At 61.0% G+C, this 24,554-nt stretch carries 26 protein-coding genes; 6 read left to right on the top strand and 20 right to left on the bottom strand.

Annotated features, from left to right (window positions below):
* Nucleotides 1–3: 3 nt before the first annotated feature.
* Nucleotides 4–840 carry a 5-deoxy-glucuronate isomerase gene (locus tag GOW72_RS15605; RefSeq protein ID WP_170367491.1) on the top strand — a complete coding sequence of 279 codons (837 nt, stop codon included), beginning with the start codon at nucleotides 4–6 and terminating at the stop codon, nucleotides 838–840.
* Complete coding sequence (locus tag GOW72_RS15600; RefSeq protein WP_170367490.1) at nucleotides 837–1,676, top strand: class II fructose-bisphosphate aldolase; 840 nt, start codon at nucleotides 837–839, stop codon at nucleotides 1,674–1,676. Before GOW72_RS15605 ends, GOW72_RS15600 begins: the two co-directional genes overlap by 4 nt.
* Nucleotides 1,677–1,718: 42 nt before the next feature.
* Here GOW72_RS15600 and GOW72_RS15595 read toward each other — a convergent pair whose 3' ends face one another.
* From GOW72_RS15595 to iolG, 10 genes are all read right to left on the bottom strand, one after another.
* Nucleotides 1,719–2,135, bottom strand: a complete 417-nt coding sequence (locus GOW72_RS15595) for a VOC family protein (protein ID WP_170343196.1) — start codon at nucleotides 2,133–2,135, stop codon at nucleotides 1,719–1,721.
* 90 nt (nucleotides 2,136–2,225) lie between these two features.
* Nucleotides 2,226–2,984 (bottom strand): SDR family NAD(P)-dependent oxidoreductase, encoded by a 759-nt coding sequence (locus GOW72_RS15590; protein ID WP_170367489.1) that lies wholly within the window; start codon nucleotides 2,982–2,984, stop codon nucleotides 2,226–2,228.
* Nucleotides 2,981–3,787 (bottom strand): 5-deoxy-glucuronate isomerase, encoded by an 807-nt coding sequence (gene iolB / locus GOW72_RS15585; protein ID WP_170367488.1) that lies wholly within the window; start codon nucleotides 3,785–3,787, stop codon nucleotides 2,981–2,983. The genes GOW72_RS15590 and iolB overlap by 4 nt, the downstream gene beginning before the upstream one ends.
* Before the next feature lie 43 nt (nucleotides 3,788–3,830).
* Complete coding sequence (locus tag GOW72_RS15580; RefSeq protein ID WP_170367487.1) at nucleotides 3,831–5,012, bottom strand: phytanoyl-CoA dioxygenase family protein; 1,182 nt, start codon at nucleotides 5,010–5,012, stop codon at nucleotides 3,831–3,833.
* A gap of 42 nt (nucleotides 5,013–5,054) precedes the next feature.
* Complete coding sequence (gene iolE, locus GOW72_RS15575) at nucleotides 5,055–5,954, bottom strand: myo-inosose-2 dehydratase (RefSeq protein ID WP_170367486.1); 900 nt, start codon at nucleotides 5,952–5,954, stop codon at nucleotides 5,055–5,057.
* Nucleotides 5,951–7,783 carry a 3D-(3,5/4)-trihydroxycyclohexane-1,2-dione acylhydrolase (decyclizing) gene (gene iolD / locus GOW72_RS15570; RefSeq protein ID WP_170367485.1) on the bottom strand — a complete coding sequence of 611 codons (1,833 nt, stop codon included), beginning with the start codon at nucleotides 7,781–7,783 and terminating at the stop codon, nucleotides 5,951–5,953. Before iolD ends, iolE begins: the two co-directional genes overlap by 4 nt.
* 158 nt (nucleotides 7,784–7,941) lie before the next feature.
* The gene (locus GOW72_RS15565; RefSeq protein WP_093963708.1) at nucleotides 7,942–8,763 is read right to left on the bottom strand and encodes an ATP-binding cassette domain-containing protein; all 822 of its coding nucleotides are present in this window, start codon (nucleotides 8,761–8,763) and stop codon (nucleotides 7,942–7,944) included.
* 1 nt (nucleotide 8,764) lies between these two features.
* Nucleotides 8,765–9,871 carry an ABC transporter permease gene (locus GOW72_RS15560; protein WP_170367484.1) on the bottom strand — a complete coding sequence of 369 codons (1,107 nt, stop codon included), beginning with the start codon at nucleotides 9,869–9,871 and terminating at the stop codon, nucleotides 8,765–8,767.
* A 62-nt stretch (nucleotides 9,872–9,933) separates the two neighbouring features.
* Nucleotides 9,934–10,854, bottom strand: a complete 921-nt coding sequence (locus GOW72_RS15555; RefSeq protein WP_170343203.1) for a sugar ABC transporter substrate-binding protein — start codon at nucleotides 10,852–10,854, stop codon at nucleotides 9,934–9,936.
* Nucleotides 10,855–10,976: 122 nt separating this feature from the next.
* A complete protein-coding gene (gene iolG, locus GOW72_RS15550; protein ID WP_170367483.1) occupies nucleotides 10,977–11,990 on the bottom strand; it encodes an inositol 2-dehydrogenase in 1,014 nt (337 codons plus the stop codon).
* Between the two features lie 300 nt (nucleotides 11,991–12,290).
* Here iolG and GOW72_RS15545 point away from each other — a divergent pair, with 300 nt between their 5' ends.
* Genes GOW72_RS15545 through GOW72_RS15535 form a run of 3 tightly spaced genes read left to right on the top strand, consistent with a single transcriptional unit; the run spans nucleotide 12,291 to nucleotide 15,318 of the window.
* Nucleotides 12,291–13,253 carry an HlyD family secretion protein gene (locus GOW72_RS15545; protein WP_244952461.1) on the top strand — a complete coding sequence of 321 codons (963 nt, stop codon included), beginning with the start codon at nucleotides 12,291–12,293 and terminating at the stop codon, nucleotides 13,251–13,253.
* On the top strand, nucleotides 13,250–14,176 hold the full coding sequence (locus GOW72_RS15540; RefSeq protein ID WP_170367482.1) for an ABC transporter ATP-binding protein: 927 nt from the start codon (nucleotides 13,250–13,252) through the stop codon (nucleotides 14,174–14,176). The genes GOW72_RS15545 and GOW72_RS15540 overlap by 4 nt, the downstream gene beginning before the upstream one ends.
* The gene (locus GOW72_RS15535) at nucleotides 14,173–15,318 is read left to right on the top strand and encodes an ABC transporter permease (protein WP_170367481.1); all 1,146 of its coding nucleotides are present in this window, start codon (nucleotides 14,173–14,175) and stop codon (nucleotides 15,316–15,318) included. The genes GOW72_RS15540 and GOW72_RS15535 overlap by 4 nt, the downstream gene beginning before the upstream one ends.
* 64 nt (nucleotides 15,319–15,382) lie before the next feature.
* Here the strand turns inward: GOW72_RS15535 and GOW72_RS15530 are convergent, their stop codons facing one another.
* The 4 genes from GOW72_RS15530 to mgtE are packed head-to-tail and all read right to left on the bottom strand — an operon-like array spanning nucleotide 15,383 to nucleotide 19,194.
* On the bottom strand, nucleotides 15,383–16,426 hold the full coding sequence (locus tag GOW72_RS15530) for a succinylglutamate desuccinylase/aspartoacylase family protein (RefSeq protein ID WP_170367480.1): 1,044 nt from the start codon (nucleotides 16,424–16,426) through the stop codon (nucleotides 15,383–15,385).
* A gap of 4 nt (nucleotides 16,427–16,430) precedes the next feature.
* Nucleotides 16,431–17,336 carry a 30S ribosomal protein S6--L-glutamate ligase gene (gene rimK / locus GOW72_RS15525; RefSeq protein WP_093963715.1) on the bottom strand — a complete coding sequence of 302 codons (906 nt, stop codon included), beginning with the start codon at nucleotides 17,334–17,336 and terminating at the stop codon, nucleotides 16,431–16,433.
* Nucleotides 17,333–17,818 carry an ATP-dependent zinc protease family protein gene (locus GOW72_RS15520; RefSeq protein ID WP_170367479.1) on the bottom strand — a complete coding sequence of 162 codons (486 nt, stop codon included), beginning with the start codon at nucleotides 17,816–17,818 and terminating at the stop codon, nucleotides 17,333–17,335. Before GOW72_RS15520 ends, rimK begins: the two co-directional genes overlap by 4 nt.
* Before the next feature lie 2 nt (nucleotides 17,819–17,820).
* On the bottom strand, nucleotides 17,821–19,194 hold the full coding sequence (mgtE, locus tag GOW72_RS15515) for a magnesium transporter (protein ID WP_170367478.1): 1,374 nt from the start codon (nucleotides 19,192–19,194) through the stop codon (nucleotides 17,821–17,823).
* 82 nt (nucleotides 19,195–19,276) lie between these two features.
* On the opposite strand from mgtE, the gene GOW72_RS15510 reads away from it, so the two are divergent.
* Complete coding sequence (locus GOW72_RS15510) at nucleotides 19,277–19,564, top strand: hypothetical protein (RefSeq protein WP_170589195.1); 288 nt, start codon at nucleotides 19,277–19,279, stop codon at nucleotides 19,562–19,564.
* A gap of 48 nt (nucleotides 19,565–19,612) precedes the next feature.
* On the opposite strand, the gene GOW72_RS15505 is transcribed toward GOW72_RS15510, so the two are convergent.
* The 6 genes from GOW72_RS15505 to GOW72_RS18895 form a co-directional block, all read right to left on the bottom strand.
* Nucleotides 19,613–20,842 (bottom strand): RNA polymerase sigma factor, encoded by a 1,230-nt coding sequence (locus tag GOW72_RS15505; RefSeq protein WP_170367476.1) that lies wholly within the window; start codon nucleotides 20,840–20,842, stop codon nucleotides 19,613–19,615.
* A 3-nt stretch (nucleotides 20,843–20,845) separates the two neighbouring features.
* Nucleotides 20,846–21,196 (bottom strand): YciI family protein, encoded by a 351-nt coding sequence (locus GOW72_RS15500; protein ID WP_244952460.1) that lies wholly within the window; start codon nucleotides 21,194–21,196, stop codon nucleotides 20,846–20,848.
* 37 nt (nucleotides 21,197–21,233) lie between these two features.
* Nucleotides 21,234–21,626, bottom strand: a complete 393-nt coding sequence (locus tag GOW72_RS15495) for an MAPEG family protein (protein ID WP_170367475.1) — start codon at nucleotides 21,624–21,626, stop codon at nucleotides 21,234–21,236.
* 459 nt (nucleotides 21,627–22,085) lie between these two features.
* Nucleotides 22,086–22,955, bottom strand: coding sequence for a glycosyltransferase family 8 protein (locus tag GOW72_RS15490; RefSeq protein ID WP_170367474.1), 870 nt, complete (start codon nucleotides 22,953–22,955; stop codon nucleotides 22,086–22,088).
* A 575-nt stretch (nucleotides 22,956–23,530) separates the two neighbouring features.
* Complete coding sequence (locus GOW72_RS15485; protein WP_170367473.1) at nucleotides 23,531–24,241, bottom strand: hypothetical protein; 711 nt, start codon at nucleotides 24,239–24,241, stop codon at nucleotides 23,531–23,533.
* A 92-nt stretch (nucleotides 24,242–24,333) separates the two neighbouring features.
* A partial coding sequence (locus GOW72_RS18895) for a hypothetical protein (protein WP_217358178.1) occupies nucleotides 24,334–24,554 on the bottom strand: 221 nt, incomplete at its 5' end.

The raw sequence follows: 24,554 nt of genomic DNA, 5'->3' as shown, positions 1-24,554 counted from the left end.
CCGATGCACATCCCCCCGTTCGACAACCAGAACAAACCCATCGTCGATGTCGATGATCCGACCGTGCCGCTGAACTATTTCAACATCGTCAAGTTGAAGCGGGGCGAAGCCTTCGAATACCAGGTCCCGGGGTACGAGACCTGCATCGTGCCCGCCACCGGCAGCGTCGACGTGAATGTCGAGGGCGTGCGCTTTGCGCAACTGGGCAACCGGGGCGAGGATGTCTGGGATGGCGAGCCCGAGGGGGCTTATGTCCCGTCAGGGGCAAGGGCGCAGATGGTCTGCGTGTCGGAAACGGCCGAGGTGTTCGTGGCCGGCGCAAAGTATGACAAGGTGCTGGACCCGTTCGACGTGCGCGAGCATGACTTGGTGCAATATGGCAGCGACGACACCAAGACCCATCGCAAGATCAAGCATATCCTGGGCCAGAAACAGCATGACAAGGTCGGCCGCCTGCTGGTGAGCGAGCTGTTCACCGTGGGTCAGGGCGGCTGGTCGGGCTTTCCCAGCCACAAGCACGACACCAACCGCCTGCCGGACGAGACCCGGCATGACGAAACCTACAATTTCCGCTTCAAACCCAACTGGGGTTCGGGCCTGCAGATGCTGCAGCGCGAGGACAATGAACCGGGTGATGCCTATCACATCGTCGATGGCTCGACGATCTGCATCGACAAGGGCTATCACCCCTGCTGCGTTCTGCCGGGATACGAGATGTATTACTTCACCATCCTCGGCGGGCTGACCCAACGATCGCTGGTGCAGTATTTCCAACCCACCCATGCCTATCAGATCGAGACGATCCCGGGCATCAAAGACATGATCGCCAAGTTCAAATGACCCTCGTTACGCTCAAAGACGTCCTGCAACCCGCCTATGAACAGGGCTATGCCGTCGGCGGTCTGGTGACGCTGGGCTGGGAGGATATGCGCGCCTATGTCGGCGCGGCCGAGGCCGAGAACGCCCCGGTGATCCTGCAGGCCGGACCCAGCTGCCGCGAGCACACACCGCTGCCGGTTCTGGGCAAGATGTTCCGGTATCTGGCCGAAAACGCCTCGGTGCCCGTCGTGGCGCATCTGGACCACGGCTATACGTTCGAGGAGTGCAAGATCGCGCTGGACAGCGGGTTCACCTCGCTGATGTTCGACGGATCGCGCAAGCCCCTGCAGCAGAATATCGACGAGACCGCCGGGATTGCCGAAATGGCCCACGCCGCCGGGGTCTCGTGCGAGGGCGAAATCGGCTTCGTCGGCTATTCCGGCGGCGAAGGCTCGGCCGGGACCGACCCGGACGAGGCCGCCACCTTCGCCGCCCAGACCGGCGTGGATGCGATGGCGATTTCGGTCGGAAACGTCCACCTTCAGCAGAACAAGGAAGGCGGGCTGGACGAGGACCGCATCCGCCGGGTTCAGGCCGTGACCAACGTGCCGCTGGTGATCCATGGCGGATCGGGCGTGCCCGTCGAACAGCGCGCGCGGCTGGCGCGTGAAACCGCGATCTGCAAGTTCAACATCGGGACCGAGCTGCGCATGGCCTTCGGCGCCGCCCTGCGCGCGGCCGTGAACCGCGACCCCGACCGGTTCGATCGGGTGACGATCCTGAAGGAAACCCATGATCCGGTCGTTGCTGCCACCCGCACCGTGATCCGCGCCTTTGGTGCACCGCCGCAGCGCTAACCGTCCGGACCTGTGCCGTTCTTCAACACGCGCAGGCGGATCCTAATCGTCGCGCCCCGGTTCGTTTGGATTGCTGGAAAACAGGGCAATCTTGTTGCCCTGTGGGTCCCGCAGATAGCCGACATAAAAACGTGGCCCGTACATGGCGCGAAAGCCCGGCTGACCTTCGTCCGATCCGCCGGCCCGCAGCGCGGCGGCGTGCAGGTCTCGTACCTGCTGCTGATCGCAAGCCTCAAAGGCGACCATCGCACCATTCCCGGCCGAGGCCGCGGCCCCGTCAAAAGGCGGTTTGACATAAAATTCCGGCAGAACCGGTTGCTGGCCCGGCGGCACCGGCAAGGCGAAACTCAGCCCCTCGGGACCCTCTTCCAGCGCATAGCCGAGATCCGGCAGAAAGGCGCAGTAAAACCGTTTTGCACGCGCGATGTCGTCCGCGCCAACCGTGACATAGGAAATCATCCCGCATCTTTCCTTGCCGGGTGTCGATCCGTCAACCGGCCCCAGTGTATCGACGCACGTCCATTCCGGACGGGAACGACCCCATGGGCGTCAGATCGAGCCGCCCTCGACCATGAAATTGCCCGCGCTGCACATGGCCGCGTCGTCCGAGGCCAGAAACAGCACCATCCGCGCCACATAGACCGGGTCGATCGGGTCGGGCAGGCATTGGCGGTCGATCTGTTTGGCCAGCGCCTCGGGGGTGACCCACAGGTCTTTCTGGCGCTGGGTCATGATCCAGCCGGGCACGACCGTGTTGACCCGGATCCGGTGATCGCCCAGTTCCCGCGCCATGGTGCGGGTCAGGCCGTGCACTGCAGATTTCGCGGTGGCATAGGCGGGAAAGCCCGCGCCGGCCTCCCACCAGGAATTCGAGCCGATATTGATGATCGACCCCGCGCCCTTGTCGATCATGCCCGGCGCCACGGACTGGATGGCAAAGAACATGTGGCGGATGTTGGTCGCCATGCGCTCGTCCCAATAGTCCGGCGTCACCTCGCGCCAGTCGTGCCGGTCGTCATGCGCGGCGTTGTTGACCAGAACGTCCGCCGCGCCCAGCGCGCCCGCCAGCTCGTCAAAAGCGGACCGCAGCGCCGCGATGTCGCGCAGGTCGCAGGCGGCAAAGGCGTGGGTTCCGTCCAGTTCTTCCAGCAGCGCGTTTCCGCCCTCGGCGTTGATGTCGACAAAGCCGACCTTGGCCCCCTGCTCGGCAAAGCCGCGCACGATTTCGCGCCCGATGCCCGAGGCCCCGCCGGTCACGAATACGGTGCGCCCTTTCAGGCAGGGATAGATGGCAAAGGCCTTGGTCATTTGTCGCGCTCCATGATCCATTCCACTTCGGGCGCCGGAACGAAACGCCATTTGCGCAGCGGCCCGGCCATGACGTTCAGATAATACATCTCGAACCCGTAGGGCGCCCCGCAAGGGTGGTGCCCGCGCGGCACCAGTACCACATCGCCATCGGACACGGCCATGGTTTCGTCCAACTGACCGTCATCGGTATAGACGCGCTGGATGCCAAAGCCGCTGGCCGGGTTCAGGCGGTGGTAATAGGTCTCCTCCAGATAGGTGATGCGGGGATAGTCGTCCTCGTCATGCCGGTGGCTGGGGTAGGATGACCAATGGCCGCTGGGGGTGAAGACCTCGGTCACCAGCAGGCTGTCGGCGTAATCCTCGGCCTCCATCGCGATGTTGTTGATGTGGCGCGTGTTCGTTCCCTTGCCGCGCTCGGTCAGGGTGATGCCCTCGGGCCCGATCCGGCGCGGGGCATGGCCGCCCTTGCCCGGGGCCGAGCACACGGCGATCACGCAATCGGTTTCGGCCGTGGCCTCCCACTCGGTGCCGTTGGGCAGGTACAGGCAATGGGGCGGGGACTTTTCGAACACTTTCATCCGGTCGCCCAACACGCCCCAATTCTGCCCGGCGCCGGTGATCCGGGCCTTGCCCTCGACCATCACCAGAATGACCTCGCGGTCGCCGGTGACCTCGGCGGCGCGGTCGCCGGCCCGCAGGTGATAAAGGCCAAAACCCACATAGCGCCAGCCGGCGCTGGCCGGCGTGATGTCATGCACCTTGCCATGGGTTCCGAACGGTTTTCTCAGAAGTTCTGCCATCGGTTTCACCTGTGTTGGGGCAGCACCGGCCGCCCGGGTTCCGTCATGCCGCCTGCCGCGCCTGCAGCGCGTCCAGCGCCTGCGTCAAATGCGCCTGCGTCCAGCTTTCCGACACCGCCCGGCGCAGGATGTCGGCCTGGCTGGGCGGGGCGTTTCCGCCCACCGGCGGATCGGTGTCCAGATTGGTCGGAAAGGGATAGCCTTCGGCGGTGGCCGCGATCGCGGCGCCGATGCGGGCATCATCCAGATCGCCGCGCTGGCTCAACGCCATCAGTGCCGGGAATACGGCCAGACACATCGCCTTGCGGTCCACCGCCTCCATCGCCCGCCCGAAGGCTGACGACACCTGCAGCAGGTTGGCCATCCGGTGGATGTCGGCGCTGCTGTTTTCGCCGGCTGCATGGAACAGCGCCGGGTTGAAGAACACCGCATCGCCCTTGGCCAGCGGCAGCTGGATGCAGGCCCGTTCGAAATACGCCCGATGCGCGTCGTCGTGAAAGGCGACATAGCCAGGGCCATACAGCTGCGAGAAGGGCAACAGCTTGGTCGGGCCGCTTTCAATGGGCATGTCGCAATGGGCAACCGCGCCCTGCAGAGTCAGCGCGGCGGTGACCATATGGGCGTGCGCCGGGAACTGGGCCGCCTTGTCGGCGGTCTGGAACCCCAGGTGATAGTCTCGATGCGCCTGCTGCGCCTTGCCGCCCGGCCGCACCTGGTTGATCTGCGCGGTCATCTGGTAATCGGGGCCCAGCCAGGCCTCGCAGGCGGCGGCAATCGCCGTGTTGCCGAAATAGAGCGCAAAACCCTCGGGGTCGCGCAGGCATTGCTTTTGCAGCGCGTTCCACACCCGGTCATTCGCGCCCGAGGCCGCAAAGTGATCGCCCTCGCCACCCCCGGCCTGACGCTCATCTTCGATGATCCGGCGAAACACCTCGGTCGCCCGGTCGATGACCGAGGTCTCGGCATAGGCCCCTTTCAACGCGATCACCCCGGCAGATCGGCCCAGAACCCAGCCCCATTCCGCCAACAGGGCGCGCCGGGTGTCGGGGGTTTCCAAGGCGGGCCGCAGCGCGTGCATGTCATAGACCGGCACGTTCTTCTCCACAGCGGCCGCGTGGGGCACCTGCTCGGGCCGCAGGCTCTGCGAGGTCAGCACCTTGAATTCGTCCAGATCACAGGACTCACGGCCGAAATAACCGACGAAACCAGGTTGCTGACGGACCATGAAACGCTCCTTTCCCATGGCGGCACCCAAGGGCGCGAAAGATCAGGCGGTGATCTCCAAGCCGGCCCGACCGCAGACCTCGACGATGTGGTCATAACCCATCTTCGAGTATTCATAGGGCGGGGCTTTGGCCGGGTCCTGCTCGGCCTCGACCACAATCCAGCCTTCGTAATCCAGGGCTTTCAACGCATGGGCGACCTCCTGAAAGTCGATGCAGCCATCGCCGGGCACCGTGAAGGCCCCCGCGATCACCGCATCCAGGAAACTGCGCCGGTTGCCGCGCGTGTCGCGCACGATTCCGGGGCGAATGTCCTTGAAATGCACATTTTGCAACCGATCGCCCCAGCGGTTCAGCGTAGCCAGTACATCACCGCCGCCAAACAGCAGATGGCCGGTGTCAAAGCACAGCTTCACCTCCGGCCCCGATCCCTCCATCAGCCAGTTCACGTCATCTTCGCTTTCGATGATCGTGCCCATGTGATGGTGATAGGCCATCGGCATCCCCTGATCGGCCATCCACTTGGCCAGTTCGGTGATCTTGGCGCCGTAGGCCTTGATCTCGTCTTTCGACAGTTGCGGGCGGTCATTGACCGGGGTGTCGATCTGGCCCTGAACCGTGTTCGAGCATTCGGCGTAGACGATGCAAGGGCTGTTCAGCGCCACGAACTGTTCGACCTGCGCGCGCACCGCGTCGCGTTCGGCGGCGAAATCATTGACCAGCGAATTGCCGGAACACCAGCCGCCGCACAGGGCAAGGTCATTTTCTTCCAGATAGGCGCGCAGCCCCTCGGTATCGGCGGGCATACGTTGCCCGCGCTCGACCCCGGTATAGCCGATCTGACGCGCCTCTTTCAGGGCCTGTTCCATGGTGAACCCAGCCGTCAGGTCGGGCAGGTCGTCATTTTGCCACGCAATCGGAGAGATGCCGATCTTCACGCTCATTTGGTGTTTCTTTCCTTGATGGCAGCCTCGTAGGCCGCACGTTGTTCATTCACTGCCGGGCGGACACTGACCTCGGGCACCGCCACTTCCCACCACGTGCCGCCATATTCGGTCGAGGGGTACGGGTCGGTGTCGATGACGATCACATAGGGGCCTTTGACTTCGCCGCGTTTGGCCAGCGCCTCTTCCAGCTCGGCGATCGAGCCGACCTTGACCGAGGTCGCCCCCATCGCCGCCGCATGGGCCGCAAAGTCGATGGCCGAGGGCGTCTCGTGCACCGCATGGTCCAGCAGGTTGTTGAACTCGGCCCCGCCGGTGCCCATCTGCAGCCGGTTGATGCAGCCAAAGCCCCGGTTGTCGGTGATCACCACGGTGAAGGACACGCCCATCATCGCCGCCGTCGCCATTTCCGAGTTGGCCATCATGTAGGTGCCGTCCCCGGTGAAACAGATCACGTCGCGGTCGGGCTGGGCCATCTTGATGCCCATGGCGCCGGCGATCTCGTAGCCCATACAGCTGAAGCCGTATTCCATGTGATAGGCCCCCGGACGCGGCGCCTTCCACAGCTTGTGCAGCTCGCCCGGCATGGTGCCGGCGGCGCACATCACCACCGTGTCGTCATGTGCCGCGCGCTGCACCGCGCCCACCACCTGCATGTCGGTGGGCAGTGCGTTGGCGTCGCCCGGCGCGTCGGTCAGCGCATCGACCTTGGCAAACCACTCAGCCTTGAGCGTGTCGGCCACCGGATCGGCGCGATAGCCCTGCAGGGCTGCGCCCAATTCCTCGATCCCGACCCGCGCGTCGGCCAACAGCGGCATCGCGCCGTGTTTCGCGGCGTCATAGGCGGCGGTGTTCAGGCAGACCATCTTGCGCGCTGGGTTGGAAAACAGCCCCCAGGACCCGGTTGTGAAATCCTGAAACCGCGTGCCGATACCCAGGATCAGATCCGCCTCGGCGCACACGGTGTTGGCGGGTTCGCCCCCGGTCACGCCGACCGGGCCCAGGTTCAGCGGGTGATCCCAGGCCAGGGCCGATTTGCCGGCCTGCGTCTCGGCAACAGGAATGTTGTGGGTCTCGGCAAAGGCCTGCAGCGCGTCGGTCGCGCCGGAATAATGGACACCGCCGCCGGCCACGATGATCGGGCGTTTGGCCGACCGGATGGCCTCGGCCGCGCGGGCCAGCTCACCTTCGTCGGGGCGGATGCGGCGCTGGTGCCAGATGCGCGGCTCGAAGAAGCTGAGCGGATAGTCATAGGCCTCAGCCTGCACGTCTTGGCAAAAACCCAGGGTCACCGGCCCGCAATCGGCCGGGTCGGTCATGGTGCGGAAGGCGCGCGGCAGGGCAGTCAGCAGATGTTCGGGCCGGGTGATCCGGTCGAAATAGCGGCTGACCGGGCGGAAACAGTCATTGGCGCTAACGGTGCCGTCGGTGAAATCCTCGGTCTGTTGCAGCACCGGGTCGGGGCCGCGGGTGGCGAAAACGTCCCCCGGCAACAGCAGCACCGGCAGGCGGTTCACATGCGCCAGCGCGGCGGCGGTGACCATGTTGGTCGCCCCCGGCCCGATCGACGAGGTGACCGCCATGGCGCGGCTGCGCCGCATCTGCTTGGCATAGGCGATCGCGCAATGGGCCATGGTCTGTTCATTGTGACCGCGATAGGTGGGCAGGCTGTCGCGCACACCGTGCAGCGCCTCGCCCAGACCGGCCACGTTGCCATGGCCGAAAATCGCCCAGACGCCGGCGATGAAGGGCTGGCCGTCTTCGTTCATCTGCGCGCCAAGGTAACGCACCAAGGCCTGCGCCGCGGTCAGTCGGATTGTCTTGCTCATCATGATCCCTTTCAGAACGAGGCCGCTATGGGCAATCCGTTGCAATCATTCTGTCGTGAAAGGATCCGACACGCCCACCACCCAGACCGGGTGGCCCGGCCTGCCGGACCCTGGTGATATTGGTGCCCCGCGCGATGCGGGACACCGGGGAGAAACCTTCAGACGGTGCCGCCCAGCGACCCTTCCAGCTCGGCCATCTCCTGCCCGCCGGCCATCATGTCCTGCAGCTCTTCGGGCGAGATCTCACCGCGCCGGGCGGTGCCCAGCGTCTTGCCGCGGTTCAGAACCGTGAACCGGTCGCCCACGGCCAACGCGTGGCGGACGTTGTGGCTGATGAAGACCACACCGATGCCCTGGTGGCGCACCTTGTCGATGGTAGCCAGCACGTTCGAGGTCTGCCGCACGCCCAACGCCGAGGTCGGTTCGTCCAGGATCAGGATCTTGGCGCCGAAATAGACCGCACGGGCAATCGCCACGGTCTGACGCTCGCCCCCCGACAGGGTTCCCACCGCCTGATCGGGGCCGCGCAGGTTGATGCCCATCTTGCGCATCTCTTCCATGCAGACCTCGTTGGCGTGCTCGATGTCGAACCGTTTCAACAAACCTTTCCCCTTGGTCGGCTCGCGCCCCATGAAGAAATTGCGCGTGACGCTCATCAGCGGGATCATCGCCAGGTCCTGGAACACGGTGGCGATGCCCGCCTCCATCGCGTCGCGGGGCGTGTCGAAGGACATCGGCTGACCTTCGAAATAGATCTCGCCCTTGGTGGGTTTGTGCACGCCCGACATCGTCTTGATGAAGGTCGATTTGCCCGCCCCGTTGTCACCCAGCAGGCAGTGGCATTCACCCGGCTTGACGTCGAAACTGACGCCCGCCAGCGCAATGATGTTGCCGAAATGCTTTTCGATCTCTTTCATTTCGACGACCGGGGCCACGTCCTTGACCGCATCGCCGTGATGGAACTTGGTATCTTCGGTCATGTCAGCGCTCCCCGGTTACGCGTTTGCGGATCGCGTTGTTGAACAGAACAGCGATCAGCAGCATCGCCCCTAGGAACACCTGGAACCAGTCCTGATCGAAATCGGTATAGGTCAGGCCGATGACCACCATGCCGAAGATGATCGCCCCGAAAAACGCCCCGATGGCCGAGCCATACCCGCCGGTCAGCAAACAGCCACCGATCACCGCGGCGATGATCGCCTCGAATTCCTTCTGGAAGCCGCGCCGCGCATCGGTCGAGCCTGCGTCGATCACGGTGATGATCGCCACCAGCGCGGCACAACAGGCAGTCAGCATGAACAGTGAAATCTTGACCCGGTTCACCGGTACGCCCGAGTTCGACGCCGCAACCCGGTCGCCGCCCGAGGCGAAGATCCAGTTGCCGGCCGGGGTGCGCAGCAGAACATAGGTGGCGGCAATGGCGAAGGCCACGAACCACAGGATTTCAACCGGGACACCCGGCACTTTGGGCGCGCCGCTTTTGAACGTGTCGATCAAGCCCTTTTCGGCCAGCCAGGTAAACAGGCTGCCGAAGGCTTCGCCGGAAAAGAACGGCGCGAGCCAGTCATTTTCGACCTGATCGCGCACGCCGCGCAGCTGGGTCGACCCGCCGGTGGCGGCCTTGAGCCCCACCAGGGACAGGCCGCGGAGAATGAACAGAAAGGCCAGCGTCACGATGAAGGATGGCAGGCCCGAGCGGATGACGATGGTGCCGTTGATTGCCCCGACAAAGGCCGCAAAAACAAAAGTCATCGGGATCGCGGCGACCAGGGGCAGCTGCCAGGTCACCACGCAGACCCCAAAGAACAGGCCGGCAAAGGCCACCATGGAGCCGATCGACAGGTCAAACTCGCCCCCGATCATCAGCAGCGCCGCGCCGATGGCCAGAATACCCAGTTGGGCGGCCGGGGTCATGAAGTTCATGATGCCGGCAAGCGTGAACATCGATTCATCGGCCGTGATGGCGAAGAAGATGAAGACAAGGATCGCCCCTGCGATGGCCCCCAGTTCGGGCCGCTTCATCAGCTTGGTCAGGAACGGTTCCTTCTTGATCCGTTCGTCCATCGCCGCTTGTGCAGACTCGGTCATGGTTTCCTCCCGTTTGGCAGGGGCGGCGCCCTGACGCCGCCCCGATTTTCAGCCCGCCGGTATCAGCGGATGCCCTGAGCGGACAGCTCGACCACCTGACCGGCCTTGTCGGCGGTGATCAGGTTCGGACCCGAGGGCACGTTGCCGCCCGGCATCAGGCCGTACTTGGCGTTCAGCGCCATAAACACGACCGGCAGGTAACCCTGCAGATACTGCTGCTGGTCTACCGCAAAGGCCGCGTCACCATCGACGATCGACTGCAGGAAGTTGGCCGACAGGTCGAACGAAGCCACGTTCACGTCGCGCCCCGACCCTTTGACGGCGGCCACTGTGGGCTCACCGGCCGAGCTTGCGCCCAGCGCCATCACGGTATCGACGCTTTCATCCGAAGCCAGAGCCGCCGACACTTTCGACTCGATCTCGGACGGATCGTTGGACGTCGGCAGAACGGTCACATTGCCGCCAAAGCCTTCAGCAAAGCCCGCGCAGCGCAGGTCCAGCGCGACGTTGCCAACCTCGTGGTTCACACAGATCGCGTTCTTGCCGCCCATCTCGGCCAGCTTCTCACCGGCGGCCTTGCCGGCGTCGAATTCATCCTGACCCACATGCAGCGCCGCGCCCAGCTTCTTGGACACGTCCGAGCCCGAGTTCATCGAGATCACCGGGATACCCGCGGCAACCGCGCGTTCGATCGAGGGGCCAAGCGCGTCGGCGTCCGGGATCGAGACGATCAGCCCGTCGGGCTCCTGGTTTACGGCAGCGTCGATCAACTGCGACATGGCAACCATGTCGAAGGTTTCGGGCGCACGGTACTCGACGTTTACGCCCATATCCGTGCCGGCCTGCTCGACCCCGTTCTTGACCACGTTCCAGAACGCGTCATTCGCCTGGCCGTGCGATACCACGACGATGTCCTGCGCAAAGGCCGGAGTGGCCAGCGCCAGCGCGCCGGCGGCCAAAGCACCTTTGAAAAATTTGTTCATTACGTTTCCTCCCACTAGGACAGATTTTTGTCTTGTCCGGGTCCTGGACCCATTCATCCGGCAAGGCCGAATCTCTGTCGCACCGATACGCATCGGGGCCGTTTCAGTTTCAATACTTCACGTCATTTTGCAACCGGTTTCAAAATTTCCTCCAGCTTTACCGGAATACCCGTCCTGGCCGATCGGGTCGCAGCTTCGGCCAGGGCCAGCGCTGCGACGCCGTCTTCCAACGTCACCGGCACGGCGGATCCGGTCTTGACCGCAGTCACGAACGCATCCCATTCCGCCCGATAGGCAGGCATGTAGCGTTCGAGAAAGAAGTAGGTCGGCTTGGCACTGATCACGCCGTCGGACGTGGATTTCACCAGGTTGTTCTCGAGCACGTTGCGCGCCTGCAGCAGCCCGCCGGACCCCAAGACCTCGACCCGTTGATCATAGCCGTATACGGCCCGGCGAGAATTCTTGATGACGGCGATCCGACCGTCCTTGTAGGTCATGGTGACGACGGCTGTGTCCACATCCCCCGCCTCGGCGATGGCGGGGTCCACGGTCGATGTGCCAACGGCCGAAACAGTGACGGGTACGTCACCCATGATGAAATTGGCGAGGTCGAAATCATGTATCGTCATGTCCCGAAATAATCCGCCCGATACTTTGACATAGGAAATCGGGGGCGGCGCCGGATCAAAAGAAGTGATCGACAGCAATTCGGGGCTTCCGATCTCGCCGGACTGAACGGCGGATTTCAATGCGCCAAACCCCGGATCGAAACGCCGATTGAACCCGATCATGACCGGTTGACCGGTACCTGCCACGGCTTGCTGGCAGGCGAGGGCGCGGTTCAGGTCCAGATCGACCGGCTTTTCGCACAGAACGGCCTTGCCCGCCGCCGTCGCCGCCTCGATGAGGTCCGAATGCGTATCCGTCGGCGTGGCGATCAGCACCGCGTCGATATCCGGGTCGGCGATGATGTCCTCCGACGTGCGCGCCACGGCTCCATGCGCTTGCGCCAGACGTGCGGCGGCGTCTTCCATAGCGTCCGAAACCGCAACAAGCGTGCTGTCCGGGTGGTCCGAAATGGCTTGCGCGTGGACGGTTCCGATGCGCCCTGCTCCAAGCAATCCGATTCTGAGCATTGTGACCTCTGGGTATATTTCTGGCGGGAGCATGTTCTTTTTTGCAACCGGTTGCAAGGATTAATTGCGGCCTGAGCGCGCCCGTGTTTTGGCCCAACATTGCAACGCGGTCACGAAGGCACTCAGCCGATCGCGTGCGGGACCAATCTCTTGAGTTTGCTGCCTGGGCGTCCTTGAGTGGCTTGGTATTGGCCCATTCGGTTCGGCTTTTGTGATTTCTCCGTCCTCTGTTAAACCTTTGAGTCGGGGCAGAAATTGACACCGATACCAAACCGCCCCGACCAAGGAGACGATGATTTGATGAATGTGTCCCTGCCGATTCCGCTGCTGGTCATGGCCATTCTCCCTGCTGCGTTGCTGGACCGATGTTCGGGCCAGAACACCGGCACCGCGCTGGGAGTTCTGGCGCGGGACCGGGTCGCACTGACGGCAACGGCCAATGAGATCATCGTGGAACTGCCTGTTGCAGAAGGGTCTCCGGTCAAGGTCGGCGACGTGCTGGTCAGGTTTGACACGGATCTGCAGACCGCGAAGCTGAACCTCGCGCAGGCGGAACTGGAGAAATCGCAGGCCACGCTGCTGAAACTGGAAGTCGGTCCGCGCGAGGAGGAGATAGCGATCGCGCGCGCCAACGTCGCCGGGGCCGAGGCGCGTCTGCTGGACGCAGAAGCCGTGTATCAGAGGAATTCCCAGCTGGTCGTCAACTCGGTCGTCAGCCAGGCGCGCCTGGATCAGGATATTGCCGCACGCGATTCCGCTCGGGCGGCACTGGAAAGCGCTCGGGAGTCCCTGAAAGAACTGGAAAACGGAACCCGCCCCGAAGATCTGTCGGTGGCCCGGGCCAATGTGCGGGCGGCCGAAGCGGCGGTTGCCGCCGAGCAGACCGTTCTGGATGACCTGACGGTTGTTGCGACACGGGACGGCATCCTGGATTCCCTGCCCTGGAACCTGGGGGAACGGGTCGCCCAGGGCAGTCCGGTCGCGGTGCTGGTGTCCGGCGCGGCCCCTTACGCCCGCGTCTATGTCCCCGAACCCAGCCGGGTGGACATCGCACCCGGAGACTCTCTCGAGGTTCGGGTCGACGGGCTGGACCAACCTCTGACGGGCACCGTGCGATGGGTCAGCGACGACCCGTCCTTCACCCCCTACTACGGGTTGAACAAGGATGATCGGACGCGGTTGGTCTATCTGGCAGAAATCGACCTGCCGGAAACCGCCCGAGATCTGCCTGCGGGCGTTCCCGTTCAGGTGAAGATGCCATGAGTGATCTGGTGGTCTCGACCCAGGGTCTGACGCGCCGTTTCAAGGAAAAGACAGCCGTCAGCAACCTGGACCTGGAGATACGCCAGGGTCAGATCTATGGGTTTCTGGGCCCGAACGGCTGCGGCAAGACAACGACGATGCGAATGCTGACCGGACTGCTGACGCCCAGCAGCGGATCCGTCTCGGTGCTGGGCCGACCAATGCCGCAATACGCCGAGCCGCTGAAGAATGAAATCGGGTACATGACGCAGATCTTTTCGTATTACCGCGACATGACGGTGCTGGAGAACCTGCGCTTTGCCGCCGAGATCTACGGAATGCCGCGCCGCAAATCCGCCGACCGGATCGACGAACTGCTGACAACCTACGACCTGACCGAAAACGCCAATCAACTGAGCGGCAGCATGAGCGGCGGGCAGCGGCAGAAACTGGCGCTGGCCGCGACGGTGCTGCACGGCCCCAAGCTGTTGTTTTTGGACGAGCCGACATCGGCCGTCGACCCCGAAACCCGCCGGTCTTTCTGGGAACAGCTGTTCGACCTGGTCGATCAGGGCGCGACGATGATCGTGTCCACGCATTTCATGGACGAGGCGGAACGGTGTCACAAGCTGGCCATCCTCGAGCATGGGGTGAAAAAGGCGGATGGATCGCCCCGGCAACTGATGGAAGACCTGAACGCCACCGTGATCGAGGCCGAAGGCGAGGGTCTGCGGCAGGTCAAACACCTACTGGACGACACGCCCAAGGTGCTGTCGACGGCGCAGGTGGGTGCCCGATTGCGCGTACTGGTGGACAAGTCGGAAAACGATCCGATGGCGATGATCACGTCGCGCCTGTCCGACTTTCCCAACCTGGCGATGTCCGTGCAGCGCCCCAATCTCGAAGACGTGTTCGTCAGCGCGACGAAGGGGCCCGCCCAATGAAATCGCTCCGCCGCATCACCGCCGTTCTCAAGAAAGAGCTGCTGCAACTGCGGCGTGACCGGATGACCTTTGCCATGGTCGTCATGATCCCGCTGATCCAGCTGCTGTTGTTCGGATACGCAATCAACACGAACATCCGCCATATACCGGTCGGGATCGTGGATCAGGCCGACTCGTCGCTGTCCCGGACCTTAGCTCAGATCGTTCAGGCTACGCAGGTCGTGACCATCACCGAGGTCTTCGCGACCCCGGAAGAAGCGGAGCAGGCGATCACCGAATCCACCGTGCGCGCCGCGTTCATCATTCCGCCCGACGTCGATGACCGGCTTGCCCGAAGCCCGTCCATCGGACTGGGCCTGCCCAACGCCACCAACCAGACATCCAGCCGCCCCGTGGCTCATTGGATCGTGGACGGGTCGGACACCATGGTGGCCAGCGCTATCAAATCCCTGCGCAGCATGCCACTGACCGAATTGCTGCGACAGCCACCAAACCGTCAGGTCCCGACCTTCGAGGTCACGCTGTATTTCAATCCCGAGCAACGATCGGCGGTGAACATCGTTCCCGGCCTTGTGGGCGTCATCCTGACCATGACCATGATCCTGTTCACCTCGGCCGCCATCGTCCGAGAGCGCGAGCGGGGGAACATGGAGATGCTGATCAACACCCCGGTCAAATCCATCGAGCTGATGATCGGCAAGATCATTCCCTACATCTTCCTGGGTTTGCTGCAGGTCGCGATCATCCTCGGGCTGGGACATTTCCTGTTCGACGTCCCCATAAACGGAGGGATGATCCCGCTGCTGGTGGTAACGCTTCTGTTCATCATCGCCAGCCTGTCGCTTGGCCTAGTGATCTCGACGCTGGCCCAGAACCAGCTGCAGTCCATGCAGATGACGATTTTCGTTCTGCTGCCCTCGATCCTGATGTCGGGGTTCATGTTCCCGTTCGACGGAATGCCCAAGCCGGTTCAGGTGATCGCCCAAGTGCTGCCGGCCACCCATTTCATGGACATGATCCGCGGCGTGGTTCTGCGGGATGCAACGCTTTACGCTCTGCGCGGTGACATCCTGTGGATGATCGGGTTTGCCGTCCTTGGGATGCTGGCCGCGACGCTCAGGTTCAAGAAACGCCTGGGATAAACGAAGGGCGGCCAAGGCCGCCCCAAGTGTCTGGATTGCCAGCCTCTTATCCGTGTCGGACCGTTCAGATGATCTCGTCCTCGTCGAACATGGGATCGTCTTCCAGCTGCGCGTTGATATCTTCCATCGAGTCTTCGGCCTTTTCCACGGACCCGACCCGCCCCAGGTGAAACACGGCATCGCCCTCATTTACCACGGGCATGACCGCGCGCCCGACGATCAGGCCGTCGAACGGAGCGATGATGTCCTCGCTGGCTTCGCCGAACGGGTCCGATACGGCACCCAGCAGATCACCTTTGCGAACCAGTTCACCGTCGGCTTTGTAGATCCGAAGGATTCCACCCATCGGGGCACGCAACCACTTGCTTGACGAACAGAACTGCGGTGCCGCTTTGGGCTTGGAAATCCGCTTGGCGGGAACCATCCCCATGTGCCTCAGCACCCGCAGAATGCCAGCAAGTCCCGCGCGGATCGACAGTTCATCCAGGCGAAGACCCTCGCCCGCTTCGTACAACAGGATATCTTTCCCCTGCGCCTTCGCCGCGCCGCGCAATGAGCCGTCGCGCAGAGGCGATTGGATGACGATCGGTGCTCCGAAAACGCTGGCCAGTTCCTTGGTCCGAGGGTTGTCGGGCGAGATCCGGATCTGCGGATAGTTCGTGCGATGGATCGCCGCCGAATGCAGATCGATCCCCAGATCCGAGCGGGCGACGATTTCTGTCATGAACAGATGCGCCAGCCGCGAGGCCAGCGACCCGTTCTCGCTGCCGGGAAACACCCGGTTCAGGTCGCGGCGGTCGGGCAGATAGCGGGAATGGTTGATGAAGCCGAACGCATTCACGATCGGCACCGCGATCAGCGTGCCTTTCAATGTCGCCAAGTTGGGCGCACGCAACAGACGGCGAATGATCTCGACGCCGATCACCTCATCACCATGCACCCCACCACTGACAAAGACGGTGGGTCCGTTCTGTCGGCCATGCACCACATGCGCGGACATGGTCACCGGGGTATGGTCCGACAGAACGCTGACCGGCAGATCCACGGTAAGCCGCGATCCCGGCGCCACAGTGGCGTGGCCGATCGTGAATGGCTGCCGCTTTGCCATGCCGTTACCCTTTGCCCTTGGTCTTGGTGGCCCCGGCTTTTGCGTTCTTTTCCAGGAACTCGATCATCTTTCCGGCAATATCCAGACCCGTGGCTTTTTCCACACCCTCCAGACCCGGCGAGGAATTGACCTCCATCACCACAGCGCCGTGGTTGGCGCGCAGCATGTCGACGCCGCAGGCATTCAGGCCCATCGACTTGGCCGCGCGAACGGCCGTTGCACGCTCTTCCGGTGTCAGCTTGACCACCTTGGCCGAACCGCCGCGATGCAGGTTCGAGCGGAAATCGCCCTCGGCGCCGGTGCGTTTCATCGCAGCGACAACCTTTCCGCCCACCACGATGGCCCGAATGTCGGTTCCTCCGGCTTCCTTGATGAACTCCTGCAGCAGGATGTTCACACCCGCACCGCGGAACGCCTCGACAACCGATTTGGCGGACCGGTCCGTATCGGCCAGAACGACACCGATGCCTTGCGTCCCTTCCAGCAGCTTGATGACGATGGGCGCGCCACCGGCCAGTCTCAGCACCTCGTCGGTCTGTTTGGGGTCGTGAGCAAAGGTTGTGACGGGCAGGCCGACACCGTCGCGGGCCAGCAACTGCATCGACCGCAGCTTGTCGCGCGACCGGCCGATGGCGACGCTTTCGTTCAACGGGTAAACACCCATCATTTCGAACTGACGCAGCACTGCGGTTCCGTAGAAGGTGACCGAGGCACCGATCCGCGGAATCACCGCGTCATACCCCGTCAGCTTTTCGCCGTTGTAATAGATCTCGGGGCGACGGGTTGCGATGTTCATGTAGCACCGCAGGGTGTCGATGATGTCGAGCTGATGCCCACGCTCCTCGGCCGCTTCCTTGAGGCGGCGGTGCGTGTACAGGTTGGCATTGCGCGCCAGCATGGCAATCTTCATGACAAATCCCCTTTGTCCTGGTGTTTTGGTTTGCCGCGCAACAGATGCGCGCGCTTGGTGTGAACGGCGATCGCGTGGTTCTTCAGCGCCGCCCGGCCCACGATCATCTGAAAGGTCATGTTCGTGCGATCGGTCAGAGACAGATCCAGCGGCCAGGTTTCGTCGCCCAACCGGATGGTGGTTCGGATGACGATCCTGTTTTCAGGAATTCCGCTGGTGTTCTTGATGTTGCGCCGTTCCTTGATCGGAGCCTCGATACGGACCATGCCTTCTCCACCCGGCACCTCCGTCAGGAAGGACACCCAGTGATGTCCGTCCCGTTGAAACCGCCGAATGTCGGTTGCATGCAGCGCTGACGTGCGGGCGCCAGTGTCGATCTTGGCCTTGATGTCGTTCAATGGCAGGTCGGGAAGGTCGATGTATTCCATCCAACCAATGACCTTCGGCATCTGCGGCTGACCCTTGTCGGAAACGTTTGCCATAATCACACCAGCCAGGGCATCAGAAGGGTTGCAAGGCTGAGCACGAAGAAGAAGCCGGCCATGTCCGTAATCGTGGTCAACAGCGGGCCACTTGCGGCGGCCGGGTCCTGTCCGATCCGCTTCAGCAGCAAAGGAACAACACCGCCGATGGATACTGCCAGCATCGTATTGAGTGCCAGCGCAGTACCAATCACCAGACCCAGAGCCGGATTGCCTTTCCAGAACCACGCGACCAGCCCGATCAGAATACCCAGCGCGATCCCATTGATGACCCCGACCGAAATCTCCTTGATCCAGACCCGCATGGCATCTTGCGGCCGTACCAATCCAAGGCTCAATTCGCGCATGGTGACGCCAACGGCCTGGTTGCCGGAACAGCCGCTCATGTCCGATACCATCGGCAGGAAGATGGCCAGCGCAATCACGGCGGCCAGTGTTTCTTCGTAGGCCGAGATCACGCTGGCCGCGATGATGTTGAGTACGATGTTGGCCGCAAGCCAGGCCAGCCGGCGACGGGACCGCACCGACAAAGGCATCGAGCGCAACTCGTCGCCAACCACACCCTGACGTTTGAGGCTTTCACTTTCCGAGCGTTCCAGAGTGGCTTCTGCCACCGCCGTGCGGGACACGACACCCGCCAGGACTCCGTCGGCATAAACCACCGGCACCCCCAGGAAAGGATGATCGTTGAACACGTCTTCCAGCTGTTCCAACGGGGTATCCACGGTCACGGTCAGAGGTGGAACCATGATGCTTGTCAGCTTTTCGCTGCGCTTGGCGGTCAGCAGGCTGCGCAGCGATACCACGCCCACCGCGCGCCCCTCGGAATCGACGATATAGGGGTGCTGCCCGCGATACCTTTCAAAATCCTCGTCGTCCGAAGCAAGTTCGCGCAGGACATTGCCAACGGTCTGCGTGTCGCGGAACTTGAACACCTCGGTCATCATCAGACCGCCAGCGGTGTCATCCTCGAACGTGCTGAGCAGGCGGACATCCGCAGCCTCTTCGGCGTCCATTTCGGACAAGATGGCCTCGGCATCCGGCGTATCCAACTCGCCGATAACGTCGGCCTGAATGTCCGAATCAAGCTGTTCGATGATCTCGGCAGCACGCTCGGGCTTGAGGCGTTCCACAAGCTCGACCGCCATCTCGTTTGGCGCTTCTTCGACCAGTTCCGCGGCAAGTCCAACGGGCACGATCTCCAGAACGGTATCGCGCTCAGCCGGTGTCAGCTGAAGAACTTCGCGCAGAGCTTCGCTGCTGGTCAGCGGATTCAGAAGCGCCTCAAGCTCGGACGCATTGGACTGCTCGACCGCTTCCTTGATCCGAAGCGAAAGCTCTTCGTCGGTTGAGGGAATGTCTACGTTTCCGTCCATGCCTTGGCCATTCAATTGGGTTGTCGTTCCTTTATATAGGTGATAAATTTTTGTCTATAGACAAAATTACATGAGATATAGAATGTCTGACTTCACGAATGCCGCCGAAACCCTGGCCGGTCTCTATACCAGGGAATTCGGAGGAAAGGCCTCGGGCCGGTATCGCATCCCGCAGAAGCTGCTGCGTGAACTGTGTGGCCGGAGAAGGCTGTACCAGGAGGACATCACGGCTCTGACCCGTGAACTTCTGGAAATGGGCTATGTCATGATTGATATGGACAGCTTCTTTGTCGTCATGAGCGCCAATTCCTTCGTGAACTATCGGCGAGTCGGCAAGGAAATGCTGGCCCACACGGAAGGCACCAGCTAAGTCCCACTTCAGGCAATCGGCGCAATGGTGCCCGATCATGTCAGATCCTCAGTGCGCGAGCCGCCGCAGTCTTTGTTTCAGAAGCTTTCTGGACGCCTGGTTTGGTGCCGCTTCTATGGCCTGCCGATAGGCCGCGACCGCCGCAGCGGTGCGGCCCGTCTTCTGCAGAATATGCGCCCGGGCCGCGTGCCAAGGCTGAAAATCGTCAAGATCGGGCCGCAGGCTGTCCAACTTGTCCAAGGCCAGTTGGGCATGACCTGTCTCGGCCATCACGACGGCCCAGTTCAGGGCAACCACCGGGGTTGGCTCGTAGGCCCATAGGGACTGATACAGCAGGGACATCTGCCGCCAATCCGGGACCGGCGCCATCATGTGGCAATCCGCAATGGCGGCCTTGAGCTGAAACGGTCCCGGTTTTCTCTGGTCGACCGCAGCTTGCAGGAGCCGCTGCGCCTCACGTATCTGACCCTGCCGCCAAAGCGTTCGGTCCTGATCCTCTACGGGCACCATAGCGCCATCAGCGTCGATACGCGCAGGGCGGCGGGCATCGGTCAATAGCATCAGGGCCAGCGCACCTTCGATTTCGGGCTCTTCCGGTCGGAGGTCTCGCAGAACCCGCGCAAGGTAGATACCTTCGTGGCAGAGATCCCGCGGCCCTGTATCCTCGGTCACGTATCCGGTGGTGAAGATCAGGTACAGTGTCGTCAACACCGTATCCAAACGTTCCGGCCAGATTTCCGGATCGGGAACGGAGTACCCAATCCCCTTGGCGCGAATCTTGGCCTTGGCTCGGGACAGGCGCTGGCCCATCGCCTGGTCGTTGTCCAAAAATGCCGCGGCGATTTCCCGTGTGGTCAGGTTGCAGACCGTGCGCAAGGTCAGCGCGATGCGTGACTTCTGGTCCAGCGCGGGGTGGCAGCAGGTGAAGATCAGACGCAACCGGTCATCCGGTATCGGCTCAGGCAGGTCGTCCGTCACGGAGTCGGGCAGGGTTACGGCCAGGGCTGCTGTTTTCCGACCTTCCCTATGTTGCGCTCGAATGCGATCGATGCCCTTGTTCAGACCAACCCGCATCAACCATGCGGTCGGGTTGTCCGGAACTCCGCTGCGGCTCCAGTGTTTCACGGCCGAGATTGCGGCCTCCTGCAGTGCGTCCTCGGCCAGTTGGAAGTCACCCAACCGGTTGATCAGGCCGGCCAGAAGCCGCCCCCGATCCCGCCGCAACACATCATCAATGACATGTCCAACTGCGATCGCTTTGGGGGCGGCGTTCTTCATGGGTTATCCAGCCGGATTGTAGTCCATCAGAGGGCGGACCTCGATGGTACCGTAATTGGCGGCCGGGATCAGTGCCGCGTATTTCAACGCCGCATCCAAGTCGGCAACGTCAACCACATAGTATCCGCCAAGATGCTCACGCGTTTCGGCATAGGGCCCGTCCATGGTTTCAGCTTTTCCGGAGCGGATCCGAAGGGTGGTTGCTGTTTCGATCCCTTGCAGACCCTCGCCATCGCAAAGAACACCATCCGCTTTCATCCGCTCATTGGCGGCAAAGAAGCCACTCATCATCTCGTCAAACTCCCGGGTGCCATAGGCCGGTTCCTGCGCGGGGTCAGTGTAGATCAACAGCATGTATTTCATAGCAATAATCCTTTTCAAAAGTTATGGGTCAAAGACCGAATATCCGGGCTGCGATGCAGATCATCATGATCAGCGCGGCCAGGACATTGGTGCCATTACCGACATAGCGGAGCGGGTGGCCGGCATTGTCAATCTTCAACCCGAAGGGATGCACAGCTCGTCCGATCACCAGCAAAATGCCCGCCGCGTTGAGGAAAAGCGCTGATGTACAGACCCCTTCGCCCAGCATCATCAATATCAATATGAAGGTCGCCCAGTCCTGGCAGTTTCCATGTTGGCGCACGCGCAACATCAGCGCCATGTCGCCGCCATCGCCGATGGATTGGCCCGTGGCCGACCGCATCCCCGAGACACGAAACCATAAGACGAGCCAGATCATCGCCACTAGCAACGCATAAATCGGTGTCGTTGAAAAAACCATCTATCGTCCTTCCTGTATTAAGGTTCGTACCCCAAGGACGTCGGGTTTTCTCAGATTTCGACAGGTGCTGAGATTATTTGGTGGCGCGCTGCAATTCTTGCGCATTTTGCGCGTTTCTTCTCTTTTTTGTCGGCGATTGTTGGGTTGGTGCTGAACGAGCGGTGGAGAACGAGCAAAGCCGCCCTTGGGCGGCTCGTTCGGTGTTTTGTTCGACTTTGCTGGTTGCGGGAGCATGAAACCGCCGACAGTTGACCCTTTTGGGTTGGCAATACAATAGAACTACTACACCCGACAGAATTTCAGTCTTCACCCACTGAAGTGGTCCGCTGCTATGTCAAGATAGGCGGTTGATCCTAGTGCAAAAATTCGCCTGAGAGAAAGGCAACAAATCCGCCGCGCGAGTGGCAAGATCGATGAAGTAGTACTCTGCGGCCGGTTCCAAGCACAGTTTCTCGTGAGCTAAATCCGACGGGCGAGCCAGTGCAAACCAAAGCGCCTTAGCAAATGGCGGCGATATCTGCGCTTCGGTGACATTCCAGCATCGGGCGATAAATCCAGTTGTTCGGCCCAAGGCGTGCGCCCGGCCATTTCGCAATAGATGCCGCCCCAAGGATGCTTAAGAGGCGCAGTCCACGGTTTAACGGAACCCGCAAAATGAAGGATAACCGGCACCTCAAAATCGCCGATCAAACGTGTAGGATAAAATGTATAATTGTATCTCCGCTCGCATCCCATGACTTGTCCTGCAAGTGCGATATTCAGCGCGCATTGATCATGCCAGACAAGCCGATCGGACATGGTTGTAAGAACTTCAAACACACGTTTTTCGACGTTTTGTTTCCGCCAGAGGTTTAGATCAATCAACATAACGCCTGAGCTGAAATACTGTGACGGACCCACGCCCAAATCCTCATGAAGTGCGTTGCCAACCTGATATGCCGCAACTATGCTGCCACCGAGATCTCGATCATATAGTTCCGCCAAAGAACTGAGTACCAAAGTATCGCAATCTAAATACAAGACCCGGGTAACAGTCTTTGGAAGAATGCTCCCCAAAGAACACCGGTAGAGCGCCGCCGATGAAATATGCGGTTCATCCCGCAAGGTGCCCCAAATCTCCGAATACGCGTAGTTTGAGATTTCAATGAATTGGGTGCGGAGCTCAATGTCGTTGCAAAAGGTTTGCAGCTTAAACAGCTCGTCACATGCGGGAAAACCATGAACGAGATACAATTCCAAATCACTTCGAACATTTGTGGCAGCAAGTGAATAGAGCGCCGCCGACAATGGCGCGATCATATTTCTGTCAAAAGTGAAAAGAATATTCATCTCAACCGTCTTTCTGCAAGTGCACTGACATCTGCACGCAAGATCACTTGAATATGCATGCTCAACAAGCATGTTTTTCCAAGAACGCAGTCTGCGGTCGCACTCTAAGGCTCGCGCTTCGCATCCGATTTAAGTAGTTGATTTTCTTGAGAAAACCAAGTTTGATTTTTTGTGACCAAAACTACGGAGACATTGGGCGTCACCCCAAAGATCTCTCAACCCTACAACCCTTCGCATTTGAGAGCATGTTCTGCTAACCCTTGGTGAGAAACATTAGGTGCGCAAAGCTAAGTTGTCTATGCCGAGGCTGACCTTTTTCGCGCTGGGCTCTCTGTAGGACAATCTGCCCAACACGGGTGTCAAAGCCTGGGCCGGAGGCATGCCCCTAGTTGGTATTGCCACGGGAGGCTTACCTAATCTTGTGGCCGATCGCGAGATGGGTGCCCTGGCATACCCGCCACACCCAGCGGCCTTGGACGCGCGACCCGCGCCCATGCCGAGGCCAGCTTTGCCCCGGCACGCATTGGCTCGGCCTATGAGAACCCTTATAAGTCAGTAATACGAATACACCTGCCTTAAAGCGGTCCGTCATCCGGCGCAATCTCTCCCAAACCGCCAATTGGAGCTGGCGCCCTACGGCGCGAGATCTGACGAGCGGGATTGAAATAGATCGAAGTGACCTGCCGATACGCATTAATAGGGGCAAAATCGGTGAAATCAGCACGAGGCCACCTCATTGCAGCATCGAGGGAAGCCAGAACCCTTGGGTAGCGTTCAGAATTGTCGAGGACAATCAGCGCAGGAACAGCTCGACCGGCCTTTACCTCCTCCATGACATACCCTGCGCAAAGACGGCGATGTATTCCATCGATCACCACGATATCCGCATCTGCCACTTCAGGTCGCCGGGTATATGTTTCGGGTTCGGTGGCGAGATGAATGTCAAACCCTGCTGATCGGGCCAGCGTTTTTGACACCTCATCATACCATCCTTGACTATGCTCAATCGCGGTGACCATCGCGCCACGTTTTGCATAAAACACTGAGGAGTGCCCACTGCCATATTCCAGAACGCGAACTCCGTTCAAATCATACGAGTCGATGTATTCAATCGCCGAGTATGCGTACCAAGGGATCTCTTCTCCCGCAGCGTCTACGCAGCGCACCTCAAGTACGCTTCGATAGTGGCCAAGATCATCCGACAACACGCGAAGCGCATCGCCTTCAGTTTTCTGTTGGCGGTTTAGCAAAAGCTTTAACCACTTCCATCCAAAACTCGACAGCATGTTGTTACCTTAGACTGCGGACCTGTGCTTCTGTGTTGGCTAAGCAACGACCATTCGATGAGACTTACTTAATTTACAGTACGGAGACATTACTAAATTGCGAAGGGCATGAAAATTCTTGTAAGCGTTTTGTGAAACCGCGCAGCTTGAATCTGCGTCTTCTGGTTTTGAGCCTGACGCGGTGAAGACGTTGAGCAATTGATCCAGTGGATCAATTTTTGTGTTAGCGGGCTGTATTTTGATTTTGTGGATTTGGTTGCGGGAGCAGGATTTGAACCTGCGACCTTCAGGTTATGAGCCTGACGAGCTACCG

This window comes from Ruegeria arenilitoris, from assembly GCF_013032855.1.
Taxonomy (GTDB): domain Bacteria; phylum Pseudomonadota; class Alphaproteobacteria; order Rhodobacterales; family Rhodobacteraceae; genus Ruegeria; species Ruegeria arenilitoris.
Note: the sequence above shows the minus strand (reverse complement) of the source record. Positions and strands in the feature narration are given on the sequence as shown.

Coding starts and splice junctions, on each gene's coding strand:
- GOW72_RS15605 (WP_170367491.1), top strand. CDS start 4: ATGCACATCCCCCCGTTCGACAACCAGAACAAACCCATCGTCGATGTC.
- GOW72_RS15600 (WP_170367490.1), top strand. CDS start 837: ATGACCCTCGTTACGCTCAAAGACGTCCTGCAACCCGCCTATGAACAG.
- GOW72_RS15595 (WP_170343196.1), bottom strand. CDS start 2,135: ATGATTTCCTATGTCACGGTTGGCGCGGACGACATCGCGCGTGCAAAA.
- GOW72_RS15590 (WP_170367489.1), bottom strand. CDS start 2,984: ATGACCAAGGCCTTTGCCATCTATCCCTGCCTGAAAGGGCGCACCGTA.
- iolB (WP_170367488.1), bottom strand. CDS start 3,787: ATGGCAGAACTTCTGAGAAAACCGTTCGGAACCCATGGCAAGGTGCAT.
- GOW72_RS15580 (WP_170367487.1), bottom strand. CDS start 5,012: ATGGTCCGTCAGCAACCTGGTTTCGTCGGTTATTTCGGCCGTGAGTCC.
- iolE (WP_170367486.1), bottom strand. CDS start 5,954: ATGAGCGTGAAGATCGGCATCTCTCCGATTGCGTGGCAAAATGACGAC.
- iolD (WP_170367485.1), bottom strand. CDS start 7,783: ATGAGCAAGACAATCCGACTGACCGCGGCGCAGGCCTTGGTGCGTTAC.
- GOW72_RS15565 (WP_093963708.1), bottom strand. CDS start 8,763: ATGACCGAAGATACCAAGTTCCATCACGGCGATGCGGTCAAGGACGTG.
- GOW72_RS15560 (WP_170367484.1), bottom strand. CDS start 9,871: ATGACCGAGTCTGCACAAGCGGCGATGGACGAACGGATCAAGAAGGAA.
- GOW72_RS15555 (WP_170343203.1), bottom strand. CDS start 10,854: ATGAACAAATTTTTCAAAGGTGCTTTGGCCGCCGGCGCGCTGGCGCTG.
- iolG (WP_170367483.1), bottom strand. CDS start 11,990: ATGCTCAGAATCGGATTGCTTGGAGCAGGGCGCATCGGAACCGTCCAC.
- GOW72_RS15545 (WP_244952461.1), top strand. CDS start 12,291: ATGAATGTGTCCCTGCCGATTCCGCTGCTGGTCATGGCCATTCTCCCT.
- GOW72_RS15540 (WP_170367482.1), top strand. CDS start 13,250: ATGAGTGATCTGGTGGTCTCGACCCAGGGTCTGACGCGCCGTTTCAAG.
- GOW72_RS15535 (WP_170367481.1), top strand. CDS start 14,173: ATGAAATCGCTCCGCCGCATCACCGCCGTTCTCAAGAAAGAGCTGCTG.
- GOW72_RS15530 (WP_170367480.1), bottom strand. CDS start 16,426: ATGGCAAAGCGGCAGCCATTCACGATCGGCCACGCCACTGTGGCGCCG.
- rimK (WP_093963715.1), bottom strand. CDS start 17,336: ATGAAGATTGCCATGCTGGCGCGCAATGCCAACCTGTACACGCACCGC.
- GOW72_RS15520 (WP_170367479.1), bottom strand. CDS start 17,818: ATGGCAAACGTTTCCGACAAGGGTCAGCCGCAGATGCCGAAGGTCATT.
- mgtE (WP_170367478.1), bottom strand. CDS start 19,194: ATGGACGGAAACGTAGACATTCCCTCAACCGACGAAGAGCTTTCGCTT.
- GOW72_RS15510 (WP_170589195.1), top strand. CDS start 19,277: ATGTCTGACTTCACGAATGCCGCCGAAACCCTGGCCGGTCTCTATACC.
- GOW72_RS15505 (WP_170367476.1), bottom strand. CDS start 20,842: ATGAAGAACGCCGCCCCCAAAGCGATCGCAGTTGGACATGTCATTGAT.
- GOW72_RS15500 (WP_244952460.1), bottom strand. CDS start 21,196: ATGCTGTTGATCTACACTGACCCCGCGCAGGAACCGGCCTATGGCACC.
- GOW72_RS15495 (WP_170367475.1), bottom strand. CDS start 21,626: ATGGTTTTTTCAACGACACCGATTTATGCGTTGCTAGTGGCGATGATC.
- GOW72_RS15490 (WP_170367474.1), bottom strand. CDS start 22,955: ATGAATATTCTTTTCACTTTTGACAGAAATATGATCGCGCCATTGTCG.
- GOW72_RS15485 (WP_170367473.1), bottom strand. CDS start 24,241: ATGCTGTCGAGTTTTGGATGGAAGTGGTTAAAGCTTTTGCTAAACCGC.